13 protein-coding genes and 1 riboswitch are annotated in these 13,934 nt (G+C 61.1%); of the genes, 6 read left to right on the top strand and 7 right to left on the bottom strand.

Annotated features, from left to right (window positions below; translation table 11 throughout):
• The first annotated feature begins 396 nt into the window (after window positions 1-396).
• Genes queC through queE form a run of 3 tightly spaced genes read left to right on the top strand, consistent with a single transcriptional unit; the run spans window position 397 to window position 2,188 of the window.
• Entirely contained in the window at window positions 397-1,107 is a 711-nt protein-coding gene (queC, locus tag A6U98_RS14470; RefSeq protein WP_064650827.1) for a 7-cyano-7-deazaguanine synthase QueC, read from the top strand.
• Window positions 1,107-1,463, top strand: a complete 357-nt coding sequence (queD, locus tag A6U98_RS14465; protein WP_064650825.1) for a 6-carboxytetrahydropterin synthase QueD — start codon at window positions 1,107-1,109, stop codon at window positions 1,461-1,463. The genes queC and queD overlap by 1 nt, the downstream gene beginning before the upstream one ends.
• Window positions 1,460-2,188, top strand: a complete 729-nt coding sequence (gene queE, locus A6U98_RS14460; RefSeq protein ID WP_064650823.1) for a 7-carboxy-7-deazaguanine synthase QueE — start codon at window positions 1,460-1,462, stop codon at window positions 2,186-2,188. The genes queD and queE overlap by 4 nt, the downstream gene beginning before the upstream one ends.
• A 4-nt stretch (window positions 2,189-2,192) precedes the next feature.
• Here the strand turns inward: queE and A6U98_RS14455 are convergent, their stop codons facing one another.
• The 6 genes from A6U98_RS14455 to A6U98_RS14430 form a co-directional block, all read right to left on the bottom strand.
• Window positions 2,193-3,416 (bottom strand): adenylate/guanylate cyclase domain-containing protein, encoded by a 1,224-nt coding sequence (locus A6U98_RS14455; RefSeq protein ID WP_064650821.1) that lies wholly within the window; start codon window positions 3,414-3,416, stop codon window positions 2,193-2,195.
• A 103-nt stretch (window positions 3,417-3,519) separates the two neighbouring features.
• Entirely contained in the window at window positions 3,520-4,494 is a 975-nt protein-coding gene (gene nrdF / locus A6U98_RS14450) for a class 1b ribonucleoside-diphosphate reductase subunit beta (protein ID WP_064651367.1), read from the bottom strand.
• An 87-nt stretch (window positions 4,495-4,581) separates the two neighbouring features.
• Window positions 4,582-6,786 (bottom strand): class 1b ribonucleoside-diphosphate reductase subunit alpha, encoded by a 2,205-nt coding sequence (nrdE, locus tag A6U98_RS14445; protein WP_064650819.1) that lies wholly within the window; start codon window positions 6,784-6,786, stop codon window positions 4,582-4,584.
• Window positions 6,765-7,169: a class Ib ribonucleoside-diphosphate reductase assembly flavoprotein NrdI gene (gene nrdI / locus A6U98_RS14440; protein WP_018243699.1), complete on the bottom strand. Its 405-nt coding sequence runs from the start codon at window positions 7,167-7,169 to the stop codon at window positions 6,765-6,767. Before nrdI ends, nrdE begins: the two co-directional genes overlap by 22 nt.
• A gap of 14 nt (window positions 7,170-7,183) precedes the next feature.
• Window positions 7,184-7,405, bottom strand: a complete 222-nt coding sequence (gene nrdH, locus A6U98_RS14435; RefSeq protein WP_018243700.1) for a glutaredoxin-like protein NrdH — start codon at window positions 7,403-7,405, stop codon at window positions 7,184-7,186.
• Window positions 7,406-7,684: 279 nt separating this feature from the next.
• A riboswitch (cobalamin riboswitch) is annotated at window positions 7,685-7,909 on the bottom strand.
• A gap of 164 nt (window positions 7,910-8,073) precedes the next feature.
• Complete coding sequence (locus tag A6U98_RS14430; protein ID WP_064650817.1) at window positions 8,074-10,338, bottom strand: heavy metal translocating P-type ATPase; 2,265 nt, start codon at window positions 10,336-10,338, stop codon at window positions 8,074-8,076.
• A gap of 71 nt (window positions 10,339-10,409) precedes the next feature.
• On the opposite strand from A6U98_RS14430, the gene A6U98_RS14425 reads away from it, so the two are divergent.
• Entirely contained in the window at window positions 10,410-10,832 is a 423-nt protein-coding gene (locus A6U98_RS14425; RefSeq protein WP_064650815.1) for a helix-turn-helix domain-containing protein, read from the top strand.
• Between the two features lie 69 nt (window positions 10,833-10,901).
• Window positions 10,902-12,110 carry a TIGR03862 family flavoprotein gene (locus tag A6U98_RS14420; protein WP_064650813.1) on the top strand — a complete coding sequence of 403 codons (1,209 nt, stop codon included), beginning with the start codon at window positions 10,902-10,904 and terminating at the stop codon, window positions 12,108-12,110.
• Between the two features lie 42 nt (window positions 12,111-12,152).
• Here A6U98_RS14420 and msrB read toward each other — a convergent pair whose 3' ends face one another.
• Window positions 12,153-12,638, bottom strand: a complete 486-nt coding sequence (msrB, locus tag A6U98_RS14415) for a peptide-methionine (R)-S-oxide reductase MsrB (protein ID WP_064650811.1) — start codon at window positions 12,636-12,638, stop codon at window positions 12,153-12,155.
• Window positions 12,639-12,846: 208 nt separating this feature from the next.
• Between msrB and A6U98_RS14410 the strand changes: the two genes are divergently transcribed.
• Window positions 12,847-13,806, top strand: a complete 960-nt coding sequence (locus A6U98_RS14410) for a helix-turn-helix domain-containing protein (protein WP_064650809.1) — start codon at window positions 12,847-12,849, stop codon at window positions 13,804-13,806.
• Window positions 13,807-13,934 lie beyond the last annotated feature (128 nt).

Here is a 13,934-nt window from a genome sequence, read left to right as displayed (position 1 = left end):
TGCCTCCCGCCATTGCAGCGGTCAGCATACGGCCGCGCTCCTCCGCGCGGTTAACAATTTAAAACGTTATAAGGCCTTGGTCGTCAAGTCCTTTCTCGACTCCCGAGAAAAATATGGTTATTACGGCATCCTTTTGAATTTTATATGAATTTACTGATGGCTAATGGAACGGCTGCGGCCGGCGAGGATCTGGGACGCTAGCTGCTGCAGCGCATAAACAATCCGGATGCCGAGGATCTGCAGCTCCCGCTGCCGCCGCAGATCAACTTTCCGATCGATTAGCTGCTCGGCTGTGAAATCCCGGCATTTAAAACTGTTTCCATGGCGCGTGATTTGTCCTAGAAGCACCGCGTAATCCGGTCGCAGCCCACCCGGTCAAAACAAGGGATCCAAAATATGAAAACCATCGTCGTCTGCTCAGGCGGACTGGACTCCGTTTCGCTTGCCCACAAGGTCGCGACGGAACAACAGCTTATCGCCCTCGTCTCCTTCGACTACGGCCAACGGCATCGCAAGGAACTCGACTTCGCCGCCAGATGTGCCGCACGACTCTCCGTTCCCCATCATATTATCGACATCGCCAGTATCGGCGGTCATCTCAGCGGATCGGCCCTGACCGACAATGTCGAGGTTCCCGATGGCCACTACGCCGAGGAGACCATGAAGGCCACCGTTGTGCCCAACCGCAATGCCATCATGCTGGCAATCGCGTTCGGTTTGGCTGCGGCGCAAAAAGCAGATGCCGTTGCCGTCGCCGTGCATGGCGGCGACCACTTCATCTACCCGGACTGCCGACCGGGCTTCATCGATGCTTTCCAGCGCATGCAGAATGAAGCGCTGGACGGTTATGCCAGCGTGAAACTGCTTGCACCCTATGTCGATGTTTCCAAAGCGGCGATCGTTGTTGACGGCACAAAACACGGCACGCCATTTTCGGAGACCTGGTCCTGCTACAAGGGCGGCGAGCTCCACTGTGGACGCTGCGGAACCTGCGTGGAACGCCGTGAAGCTTTCCATCTTGCCGGTGTTCCCGATCCCACGGAGTACGAAGACCGCGATTTCTGGAGAGCGGTCGTGTCGCGATACTCGGCCACGGAGGTGCGTTGATGTACCGCATCACCAAGGAGTTTCATCTCTCCGCCTCCCATCAATTGGATCACCTGCCTGCCGACCATCAATGCGCTCGGCTCCACGGTCACAACTACATCGTCATCGTCGAACTGGCTGCCGAAAACCTGAATGATGATGGCTTCGTTCGTGACTATCACGACCTCTCGCCACTCAAGCGCTATATCGACGAAACTTTCGACCATCGTCACCTGAACGACGTCTTCGGCCACTCGAAAGTCACCTCCGAATTCCTCGCAAGGCACTTTTACGACTGGTGCAAGCAGCGCTTCCCGGAGACATCGTCCGTTCGCGTCAGCGAGACGCCGAAAACCTGGGCGGAGTACAGGCCGTGAGCGTGGGGACCATTCGCGTCAGCGAAATCTTCGGCCCGACCATACAGGGCGAAGGTGCCTTGATCGGGCTGCCGACGGTGTTCGTGAGGACAGGCGGCTGTGACTATAGGTGTTCCTGGTGCGACAGTCTTCACGCGGTCGACAGCGCGTTCCGGGATCAATGGATTCCCATGTCCACTGAGGCTGTCTGGCATAAGGTCACGGAACTCTCTGGGGGCAAGCCACTGACGGTTTCCCTTTCCGGAGGCAATCCGGCGATACAACCCTTGAGGCCACTGATCCAGCTAGGCCATTCCCAAGGATACCGCTTTGCACTGGAAACACAGGGAAGCGTGGCCCAGGCCTGGTTTCGCGATCTCGACATCCTGGTCATCAGCCCCAAACCGCCATCAAGCGGAATGCTGACGGATTGGGACCAGGTGGATCACTGTCTTCACCTGGCCGCCGGCGGACCGGAGATCGCATTGAAGATTGTAGTCTTCGACGATACTGACTACGAGTTCGCCCAACGGGCGGGTCGGCGCTATCCCCAAATTCCCTTGTTCCTTCAGCCCGGCAATCATACGCCGCCACCGCCCGATGACGATGACGCGCGCATTGATATCGACGGCGTGATGGATCGGATGCACTGGCTTGTCGAAAGGGTGACGGCCGACCAATGGTTTGCGGTACGCGTACTACCCCAATTGCACGTGCTGCTCTGGGGTAACAAGCGAGGAGTATAAGTTTCTACCGCTCCGGAAAGGCGAAGACATCGACCGGCTCGCCGAGCCCGCGCAGCGGGAAGGTGCCGAGGCTGTCCATGTCTTTCGCGCAGTCCGCCATTTCGACAAAGGCCCGCGACAAGAGTACCGGACGCTTGACCTCCTTGGTCAGGGTTTCCAGCCGCGAGGCGACATTGACCGCCGGGCCGATGACGGTGAAATCCAGCCGCCGACTCGAGCCGATATTGCCGTACATGACGTCGCCGACATGCACGCCGACGCCGTAGCGCAGCGGTTCGCGTCCGTTGCCCGCATACTGCTGGTTCAATTGCGCCATCAACGCCTGCCCTTCGCGGATCGCCTGCAGCAGATCGTGACAGGCCGTGTCCTTGCTCAGCGGGAAGATCGCCAGCAATCCGTCGCCCATGAACTTCAGGATCTCGCCGCCATACCGTTCGATCGGATCCGACATGGCGTCGAAGTAATCATTGAGCAGATGAATGACATCGTCGCGCGGCCAGAGATCGGAAATCGCCGTAAAGTCGCGCAGGTCGCAGATCATGATCGCCGCACCGACGGTCGCGCCGCTGCCGCGCGTCGTGACGCCCGCCAGGATCTGTTCGCTCGCATGCGGTCCCACATAGGTCTGCAGCAGCGTGCGCGCCATGATGTTCTTCAGCCGGATTTCGCTGACGAGGGTCAGGGCCGGCAGCAGGTCGCGCAGGAAATCGACATGCTCGCTCGTAAAGCCGCCCGGCCGGCTGGTAGAAAAGGTCGCGACGTGCCGTTTGCCGAAAGTATGCTCGAGTGGCCAGGCGATATACTCCGTGAGGCCGTCGTCGCGCAGTTCCTGATAGAATGAATCCTTGTCCCCGTCGGTTGCGGCTTCCAGCTGTTTACGCACCTCCTCCACACCCTGATGGATCGCGTTGACGGGACTCTTCAGGAACTCCGGCGTGTTTTCGACACCATAGGCGAAAGTGTTGATCTTCGCCTCTGCCAGGCCTTCCTTCCAGAGGATGCGGGCGCCGATCCATTGCGGATGGTTCGTCCTGAAATGCAATGTCGCCCGCGCCACCGGCACGCCCGATGCCAAAAGCTTCTCGCACATTTCCACCAGGATATTGTCGATGAACCGCTCGCCGCGCGTATCGTTCACCAGCCAGTCGAGAATCCGTCTTCTGCGGATCGGCCAGACGCCCTCTTCCGCTTCGACGGCAGTCCCGGCCTTGTTCAAAAAAGACGACATCAAAAACTCCCGCTACGCCACATTACCGGCGAGGACCGAATTTAGTTCCGCTGAATGTGGGCGATGAGAGAGCAAATGATAAGAGGCAGACGGCGATCAAGCCTCAGAAATCCCAGTCCTCGTCCTCGGTCGCGACAGCCTTGCCGATGACATAGGAGGAACCCGAGCCGGAGAAGAAGTCGTGGTTCTCGTCGGCATTCGGCGAAAGCGCGGACAGGATCGCCGGATTGACCTTGCAGGCCTCAGCCGGGAACAGCGCCTCATAGCCAAGGTTCATCAGCGCCTTGTTGGCATTGTAGTGCAGGAATTTCTTGACGTCCTCAGTCAACCCGACACCGTCATAGAGCGCTTCGGTATATCTAGCCTCGTTGTCATAAAGTTCGAGCAGCAGCTCGAAGGCAAAATCCTTGATCTCCTGCCTTCTCTCCTCGCTGAGGCGCTCCAGCCCGCGCTGGAACTTGTAGCCGATATAGTAGCCGTGCACCGCCTCGTCGCGGATGATCAGCCGGATCATGTCGGCCGTGTTGGTGAGCTTGGCGCGGCTCGACCAGTACATCGGCAGGTAGAATCCGGAATAGAACAGGAAGCTTTCGAGGAAGACGCTCGCGACCTTCTTCTTCAGCGGATCGCCGGAGCCGTACTGCTCCATGATCAGCGCCGATTTCCGCTGCAGGAATTCATTCTCCTCCGACCAGCGATAGGCATCGTCGACATCAGGCGTCGAGCACAGCGTCGAGAAGATCGAGGAATAGGAGCGCGCATGCACCGCCTCCATGAAGGAGATGTTGGAAAGCACCGCCTCCTCATGCTGCGTCACCGCATCCTCCATCAGCCGGATGGAACCGACGCCGTTCTGGATCGTGTCGAGCAGCGTCAATCCGGTAAAGACGCGGATGGTCAGCTGCTGCTCGACCGGCGTCAGCGTCGCCCAGGACGGAATGTCGTTCGAAAGCGGCACCTTTTCCGGCAGCCAGAAATTGCCGGTGAGCCGGTTCCAGACTTCGAGATCCTTATCGTCCTCGATGCGGTTCCAATTGATGGCGCGCACGCGGGACGCAGGTTTGATTTGCATGTTCATCGGGTGGTCCTTTTCGGGCGTCAGCGTCTGCATGGCGAAGGGAACTGCGGAACCCTCCCGCTTCTTGCAGCGTCAGCCGCAATCAAATCATAAGGTGCAGGAAACGCAGCCCTGCACCTCGGTGCCGGACAGCGCCATCTGGCGAAGGCGGATGTAGTAAATCGTCTTGATGCCCTTCTTCCAGGCATGGATCTGCGCCTTGTTGATGTCGCGCGTCGTTGCCGTGTCGCGGAAGAACAAGGTCAGCGACAGGCCCTGGTCGACATGCTGGGTCGCTGCCGCATAGGTATCGATGATCTTCTCCGGTCCGATCTCGTAGGCGTCCTGATAATAGTCGAGATTGTCGTTGGTCATGAACGGCGCCGGATAATAGACGCGGCCGATCTTGCCTTCCTTGCGGATCTCGATCTTCGAAACGATCGGATGGATCGAGGAGGTCGAGTGGTTGATGTAGGAGATCGAGCCCGTCGGCGGCACCGCCTGCAGGTTCTGGTTATAGAGGCCGGAGGCCATCACCGCCTTCTTCAACGTGGCCCAATCTTCCTGCGTCGGAACGTGGATGCCTGACGTCTCGAACAGCGCCCTGACTGTCTCCGTCGCCGGCTCCCAGAGCTGCTCTGTATATTTGTCGAAATAGTCGCCGGATGCATATTTCGAATTCTCGAAGCCCTTGAAGCTCGTACCGCGTTCGACCGCCAAAAGGTTCGAGGCGCGGATTGCGTGATAGGTCACCGTATAGAAATAGATATTGGTGAAATCGACGCCTTCCTCGGAGCCGTAGAAGATGCGCTCGCGGGCGAGATAACCGTGCAGGTTCATCTGGCCGAGGCCGATCGCATGGCTCTCGTCATTGCCCTTCTCGATCGAGGGAACCGAGGAAATGTGACTCATGTCGGAAACGGCCGTCAGCGCCCGGATCGAGGTCTCGATCGTCTTGCCGAAATCGGCCGAATCCATTGCCGCCGCGATATTCAGCGAGCCGAGATTACAGGAAATATCCTTGCCGAGATGTTTGTAGGAAAGGTCGTCATTATATTCGCTCGCCTCGCTGACCTGCAGGATCTCCGAGCAGAGATTGCTCATCGAAATACGTCCGGCGATCGGGTTCGCCCGGTTCACCGTGTCCTCGAACATGATGTAGGGATAACCGCTCTCGAACTGGATTTCGGCAAGCACCTGGAAGAATTCGCGCGCCTTGATCTTCTTCTTCGAAATGCGGGCATCATCAGCCATCTCGCGATACCTTTCCGTCACCGAAATCTCGGTGAAAGGCACGCCATAGACGCGCTCCACGTCATAGGGCGAGAACAGGTACATATCCTCGTTGTTCTTGGCGAGCTCGAAGGTGATATCCGGCACGACGACGCCGAGCGAGAGCGTCTTGATGCGGATCTTCTCGTCGGCATTTTCGCGCTTGGTGTCGAGGAAGCGCATGATATCGGGATGGTGAGCGTTGAGATAGACGGCACCCGCCCCCTGCCGGGCACCCAGCTGGTTGGCATAGGAGAAGCTGTCTTCGAGCAGCTTCATGACAGGGATGATGCCGGAGGACTGGTTCTCGATATGCTTGATCGGCGCACCCGCCTCGCGGATATTCGTCAGCGACAGCGCCACGCCACCGCCGCGCTTTGACAATTGCAACGCCGAATTGATCGAGCGGCCGATCGATTCCATATTGTCCTCGACGCGCAGCAGGAAGCAGGAAACCAGTTCGCCGCGCTGCTTCTTGCCGGCATTGAGGAAGGTTGGCGTCGCCGGCTGGAAACGGCCGGAAATGATCTCGTCGACCATGTCGCGGGCAAGGGCCTCGTCGCCACGCGCCAAGGCCAGAGCCACCATGCAGATGCGGTCCTCATAGCGCTCGAGATAGCGCTTTCCGTCGAAGGTCTTCATCGTATAGCTGGTGTAATATTTGAAGGCGCCGAGGAAGGTCGGGAAACGGAATTTCTTGGCATAGGCCTGGTCGAACAGATCCCGCACGAAATTGAAGGAATACTGGTCGAGAACCTCCTGCTCGTAATAGCCCTCGGTCACGAGGTAATCGAGCTTTTCCCTCAGATTGTGGAAGAACACCGTGTTCTGGTTCACATGCTGGAGGAAATACTGCTTGGCAGCCATTCGATCCTTGTCTAGCTGGATCCGCCCCTCATCGTCATAGAGGTTCAGCATCGCGTTCAGCGCGTGATAGTCGAGCGTTTCGGCTGCCTTCGGCGGCCTTTCCCCGGTGGGCTGAGCAAAAGTTTGATGCGGTTTTGCGCCCGCATCCCGCGTTAGGTTTGTTCCCGTGTCCAAAATCGTTCCATTCCGTGTTTGACCTTGGCGACGTCGTCTTCGGTGCCCATGAGCTCGAACCGGTAAAGGTACGGCACCTGGCATTTCTGCGAGACCACGTCGCCGGCGAGCCCGTATGTCTCGCCGAAATTGCTGTTGCCCGCGGCGATCACGCCGCGGATGTGTCCTCGGTTTTCCGCATCGTTGAGGAAGCGGATCACCTGCTTGGGAACGGCACCCTTGCCGCCGTCGCCGCTATAGGTCGGCACGATCAGCACGAAGGGTTCGCGGATATGGAACGCGTCTGCGCCACCTGGCGGAATGCGCGCCGCGCGCAGACCGAGCTTGGCGACGAACCGATGGGTATTTTCGGATCGGCTGGAATAATAGACGATCAGGCCCATCGCTTGTCCTCAGGTCAGGAGAGCGCGCTGATCATGTCGGGACGGAAGCCCGCCCAATGCTGCTCGCCGGCGATGACGACAGGCGCCTGCATGTAGCCGAGGCTGCGGACGCGATCGAGCGCTTCGGCATCCTGCGAGATATCGACGATGTCATAATCGACGCCCAGACGGTCGAGGGCGCGGTAGGTGGCAGTGCACTGGACGCAGGCAGGCTTGCTGTAGACGGTAATGGTCATGATATTCCTCGTGACGATGCGATTGGGCGCAGAACATCGATCGGAAATCTGTCGATATCCGTCGAAAAATTCTCTGATGATTTTGAGCTGTGCGGCTGTTTAGCCGCTGGGCGTACTCCGCCCTCTACCTCTAGTGGGTGGCGGCCTGAACTGAAATTCTGACATAACTTCACCCCGAAGTGGCTCAATGCGAAGGTTTCGGGGCGGAGGTTCGGGCCTGCGAAACGCGATGCGGAGATTCCCCGCAGCCATGCAACGCGACCTTCCGGACACCCCGCCCGTGGACGTTTCGTTCGAGGCAGGTCTCCTGGCTCACGGGTCAAAGCGCCTGCCCAGCCTTCCCGGAGCATCATGCTCCAGTGACCTGAAATCGGACAGTTGCTCGCCGCTTACAGTTGCGGGGGCAGCCCCGGCATTGCCGCGCCATGATGGCGAAGCGCACCGAATTCCCGTCTTAGCCGCCGATCCTCACGAATCGACGGAACCTCGAACACTAGATATGGTACGCGAATCGATCATGACGTCAACAAGTTGTTGTGGCGGCGCAGCAATGGCGGCAACGAATCGCCGCGCCTGTGTATGATGTGGATAACGAAGCGTTAACAGAAAAGCGCTGTGGAGAACCCATCATAAAAAGAGCCGGCAGAAGCCGGCTCCTCAAACGACATTCATATTTTTATCCGAAGCAGCCGCAACGCATTGATCGTGACCAGCACGGTGGCACCGGTATCGGCGAGGATCGCTGGCCAGAGCCCGGTGATGCCGGCGATCGTCGTCACCAGAAACACCGCCTTCAGCCCGAGTGCGATGGTGATATTCTGCAGGATGTTGCGCATCGTGCGTTTGGAAAGTTCGATCATCCGCGCCACGTCGCCAACGCGTCCGTGCAGCACGGCGGCATCCGCCGTCTCCAGCGCCACATCGGTGCCGCCGCCCATGGCGATGCCGATATCGGCCGCGGCCAGCGCCGGAGCATCGTTGATGCCGTCGCCGACCTTGGCGACGATGAAGCCCTGGCGCTTCAATTCGCCGACGACTCGCTGCTTATCCTCCGGCATCATCTCGCCGCGCCAGTCGATGCCGAGCATGCCGGCAACGGCTGCTGCCGTCCGCTTGTTGTCACCCGTCAACATCATCGCCTTGACGCCTGCTGATTTTAGGGCAGCGAGCCCGGCCTCGGCATCCTCACGCGGCTCGTCACGCATGGCGATCAGGCCGGCCGCAACACCGTTGACGAGCAGCACTGACACGCTCTTGCCCTCGTCGTTCAGCGCCGTGATGCGTGCATCCTGTTCCGCGCCAAGCGCCCCGCGCTCGCGGGCGGCGGGCGGCGACAGCAAATCCAGCGTCTCGCCGCCGACCTTGCCGCTGACACCCTTGCCCGGCAGCGCTTCCAGCTCGAAGGCCGGCGGCACGGGAACGCCGTCCGCCTTGGCGCGGTTGAGGATCGCCAGCGCCAGCGGATGGCTGGAACCCTGCTCCAGCACCGCCGCGCGCGACAGCACCTGCGCCTCGCTCAGGCCAAAGGAAATGATGTCAGTCACCTGAGGCTTGCCTTCCGTCAGCGTGCCTGTCTTGTCGAAGGCGACCATCGTCACCTTGCCGAGCGTTTCCAGCACCGCGCCGCCCTTCATCAGCAGCCCGCGCCGCGCACCGGATGAAAGCGAGGCGGCGATTGCCGCCGGCGTCGAGATGACGAGCGCGCAGGGGCAGCCGATCAAAAGGATCGCAAGGCCCTTATAGACCCATTCGCCCCACGGCCCAGCAAACAGCAGCGGCGGAACGACCGCGACAAGCGCTGCGACCACGACGACGCCGGGCGTGTAATAGCGCGAGAACCGATCGATGAAGCGCTCGGTCGGCGCCTTCGATTCCTGCGCCTCCTCCACCAGCTTGACGACGCGGGCGATGGTATTGTCGGCGGCAGCCGCCGTGACGCGAACCCTGAGCACCGCATCGCCATTAACCGTGCCGGCAAAAACGACGGCATCGACTCCTTTTCGTACCGGCGTGCTCTCGCCCGTCACCGGCGCCTCGTCGATCGCGCTCTCGCCGGAGAGGATGATGCCGTCCGCCGAGATACGGTCGCCTGGACGAACCATGATGATCGCGCCGACGGCAAGGCTTTCCGCCGGCACTTCCCGCGTTTGCCCGTTATCTTCGACCAGCGCACTCTTCGGCACCAGCGCCGTCAGCGACTGGATGCTTTCGCGCGCCTTGCCCGCTGCCACCCCTTCCAACAGCTCGCCAACGAGGAACAGGAACACAACGGTTGCCGCCTCTTCGCCGGCATTGATGATGACGGCGCCGACGGCGGCGATCGTCATCAGCATCTCGATCGAAAACGGTGTGCCTGAGAAGGCGGCCATGACGGCACGCCGCGCGATCGGCACCAGCCCGATCAGCATGGCGACGATGAAGGCATAGGACGCGATCGCCGGCACGAGATGGCCGACGGTGTAGGCGGCAACGAGTGCCGCACCCGAAAGGATGGTCAGCCGGCCCTTCCTACTCTGCCACCAGGGACCGGCCATCGGCGCATGGTCGTGCCCGTGCAACCCCTCGATTTCCTTCTCACCATGATCGTCGTGGTCATGACTTGCATGGTCATGGCTATGGCCCGCATGATCGTGGTCATGGTCCGCGTGATCGCGGTGATCATGTCCATGGTCGTGACGATGCTGCGAGCTGTGGGCATGCGCAGGCGCAGCGTTTCCGGCAAGCGGCGCGACGGAATAGCCGAGCCCGGTCACCTTTTTCTCGATCGCCTTGAGATCGCTGCTGCCATCGTGCCGGACGGTCATCGTGCCCGACATCACCGAGACGGACACATCGGCGACACCTGCCAAGCGTCTGACCGCCGTATCGATCTTGGTTGCGCAGGAGGCGCAATCCATGCCGCCAACCCGGTATCGTGTCTCGCTCTCAGCCATGATCCGCTTCCTTGTCAAATAGAAGCATCCCTCCTACATCCTCTAGCGACTAGAGGTGCAAGAGGAAAATTATGAAAAAGATCACGATCGGTGAAGCCGCCCGCAAGAGCGGCGTCAAGGTGCCGACGGTGCGTTATTATGAAAGCATCGGCCTGCTCGTTGCCCCGAGCCGCAGCGAGGGCAACCAGCGCTCCTTCGAACCTGCCGATATCAGCCGCCTCGCCTTCATCCGCCACGCCCGCGAACTCGGCTTCGAGATCGAGGCGATCCGCACGCTGCTCACCCTGCAGGACGATCCGCACCAGTCCTGCGCCTCCGCCGACGCCATCGCCAAGGCCCGCCTCATCGAGGTCGAGCAGCGCATCCGCAGCCTGATGGCGCTGAAGGCCGAGCTGGAAACCATGGTGGAAGGCTGCGGCCACGGCCGCGTCGACCAATGCCGCGTCATCGAGGTTCTCGCCGACCACGGGCAGTGCACGCATCCGCACCACTGATCTCCGCCCTTGCAGGCGATCCGCGCCCGCGCCAAAACTGCATACAGAGAGAATCGGGCGAAGACATCAATGAACCAGAAGCGGATTGCAATCATCGGCGGCGGCCCGGCGGGTCTCGCGGCTGCCGAGTTGCTCTCCTGTTCCGGCCACGCGGTCGCGGTCTATGACTCCATGCCGACCTTCGCCCGCAAGTTCCTGCTGGCCGGCAAGTCGGGTCTCAACATCACTCATTCCGAGGACTATGCCCGTTTCGCCACGCGCTTCGGCGCCGCCTCCGCCCGCCTGCGCCCCGCCCTTGATGCCTTTACCCCTGATGATATCAGGAGCTGGGCGGCAGGGCTCGGCACCGAGACCTTCATCGGCTCGTCCGGCCGGGTTTTCCCGAAGGCAATGAAAGCCTCGCCGTTGCTCCGCGCCTGGCTCAAGCGGCTGGAGAACAATGGAGTTGCGTTCCACAACCGCCACCGCTGGACCGGTTTTGCCGAAGACGGTTATGTTTTCGAAACGCCCGAAGGGCGCGGCATCGTCCATTGCGACGCAGCCCTGCTGGCGCTCGGCGGCGCAAGCTGGCCGCGCCTCGGCTCCGACGCTGCGTGGGTGCCTTGGCTGGCCGGCAGGGGTGTGGAAATTGACACTTTTCAACCCGCCAATTGCGGCTTCGTCGTCGGATGGAGCGGCAACTTCAGCGAGCGTTTCGCCGGCGAGCCAGTGAAGTCGGTCACCGCCACGTCCGGGGCCGGCACGTTTCCCGGCGAATTCGTCATCACCGGCAGCGGCATCGAGGGTAGCCTCGTCTATGCCCACACGGCCGCGTTGCGCGACCGGCTGCTGAACCATGGCAGCGCTTCCCTGACCCTCGACCTTGCACCGGGCCGCACCATTGAGAGGCTGAGCCGCGGCCTTGCGCGCCAGGACGCCAAATCGAGTTTTTCAAACCGCCTGCGCAAGGGCGCCGGCCTCGACGGCGTTAAAACGGCGCTGCTGCGCGAACTCGCTCCCGAGCGCGACCGAACCGATCCGGAGCGTCTCGCCGGTATGATCAAGGCCTTGTCGGTGCCGGTGATCGAAACCCGGCCGATCGCCGAGGCGATCTCCTCTGCCGGCGGCATCCGCTGGACCGGAATCGACGACAGCTACATGTTGAAAGCGCTGCCGGGCACCTTCGTCGCCGGCGAAATGCTAGACTGGGAGGCGCCGACTGGTGGCTATCTCCTCACCGCCTGCCTGGCGACCGGCCGGGCGGCAGCCCGTGGCATCGAAGCCTGGCTGGAGCGCTAGATCCAGGCGGCTGTCAGCACTGATGCAAACGTCATCCCTCGATCAGGCCGAGGCCGGATGGAATGTCATGGCGAGACCATTCATGCAGTAGCGAAGCCCGGTTGGCTTCGGCCCGTCATCGAAGACATGGCCGAGATGACCGCCGCAACGGCTACAGTGCACAGCGGTGCGCACCATGCTGAAGGTCGTGTCGCCGGTCGTGCCGACGGCATTTTCAAGCGGCGCCCAGAAGCTCGGCCAGCCGGTGCCGCTGTCGAATTTGGTGGTCCAGGAAAAGAGGTCCTGTTCGCAGCCGGCGCAGGCGAAATTGCCCTTTCGCTCTTCATGCGGCAAGGCACTGGTGAAGGGATGTTCCGTTCCCGCCCGGCGCAGGATGACATATTGATCCGGCGTCAGCAGCTTGCGCCATTCCTCCTCGGTGTGGGTCACCGCAAACGTCTCGCCGGCGATCGCTTTACCGGCCGGGCCTAAGCGAACCACAAGCGCCCCAAAAGCAGCGCCCATCAGCAACAATCGTCTGTTCAGCATGGTCGGATCTCCTCGTCTGGCAAACCTTGCTTCTGCAAAGAACTACGAAAGCGAGGGTCTTTTGTTACGCCTTGGCCGCCCAAACACCGAAATGTGATTTCCGCCACTTTCGTCAGGAAGCGCCGCACGGTGACGACCGCCAGCGCCGACCGATTGCAAACCAGCCACTTTTCCATCAGAGTGTGCTGAAATTCGGTGGGAGGAGCCGATGCACGAACACTCAGCACACGCCGAGCACGTCTACACGTCTGCCCAGCACGATTCTGCGGCAGCCAGCTCCCCTGTTGTCGCCTCATGGCGGCGGTGCATGACCATGCACCAGCTCGCCCCCGAGGACCAGCGGGCTCCACTGCGCCTGACCGACCAGGAATTCCGCCGCGCGCGCGAGCAGTCCGAACAGCTGATCGCCAGCGCGACGGAAGAGCTCGATCGTCTCTTTACCACCGTTGGCAGGGCCGGCTGCTGCCTGCTTCTGACCGACAAGATCGGCATCGCGCTGGAGCGCCGGGGCGCTGCAGGCGACGACAAGGAATTCCGCGAACTCGGCCTCTGGACCGGCTCGGTCTGGACAGAGGCCAGCATCGGTACCAACGGCATCGGCACCGCACTTGCCGACGAGCGCGCCGTCGCCATCTTCCGCGATCAGCATTTTTTCAGCTCGAATAGCAGCCTCAGCTGCACGACGGCGCCGATCCGCGATCATCGTGGCCGGGTAGCCGCAGCCCTCGACATTTCCACATGCCGTGAAGACGTCAACGAGATGACGCTGGCGATCCTGACGCAGACCGTGCGCGATGCGGCGATGCGCATCGAGCTCAACCTTTTCCGCTCGGCCTTTGCCGGCGCCCGTTTCGTGATGGTCCCGGCCGGCGCCAATTCCGCCGCCGCCCTGCTGGCCGTCGACAGGCACGATCTGGTGCTCGGCGCGACGCGCGCCGCCCGCATCGCGTTGCATCTGGACGACAAGCGCATCGCCGCCGGCATTCCGGCGGCCGATGCCCTGCACGAGGCTGGCGTCTCCCAGCAGGACGAGATCGTCGAGGCGGAGAAGGCGGCACTCTTGCGGGCGCTGTCGCGCGCCAGCGGCAATGTTTCGCAGGCGGCGATCGCGCTCGGCATCAGCCGCGCCACGCTGCACAGGAAGATGAAAAAGCTCGATCTCCACTGATCGGAGTAAAGGTCCCGCTCCTGGAGCAATCGTGGCCCGATGCTGTCGCAGGTCTGCGACACTGTGCACTGCGGTATGGAAGACCAACCCTAGTCCCTCCGCCAAAACATGCTCATTTTCCTCCCACT

The sequence above is a fragment of the Rhizobium sp. WYCCWR10014 genome, from assembly GCF_001657485.1.
Taxonomy (GTDB): domain Bacteria; phylum Pseudomonadota; class Alphaproteobacteria; order Rhizobiales; family Rhizobiaceae; genus Rhizobium.
The sequence above is the reverse complement of the archived record's forward strand: the minus strand, read 5'-3'. Positions and strand labels throughout refer to the sequence as shown.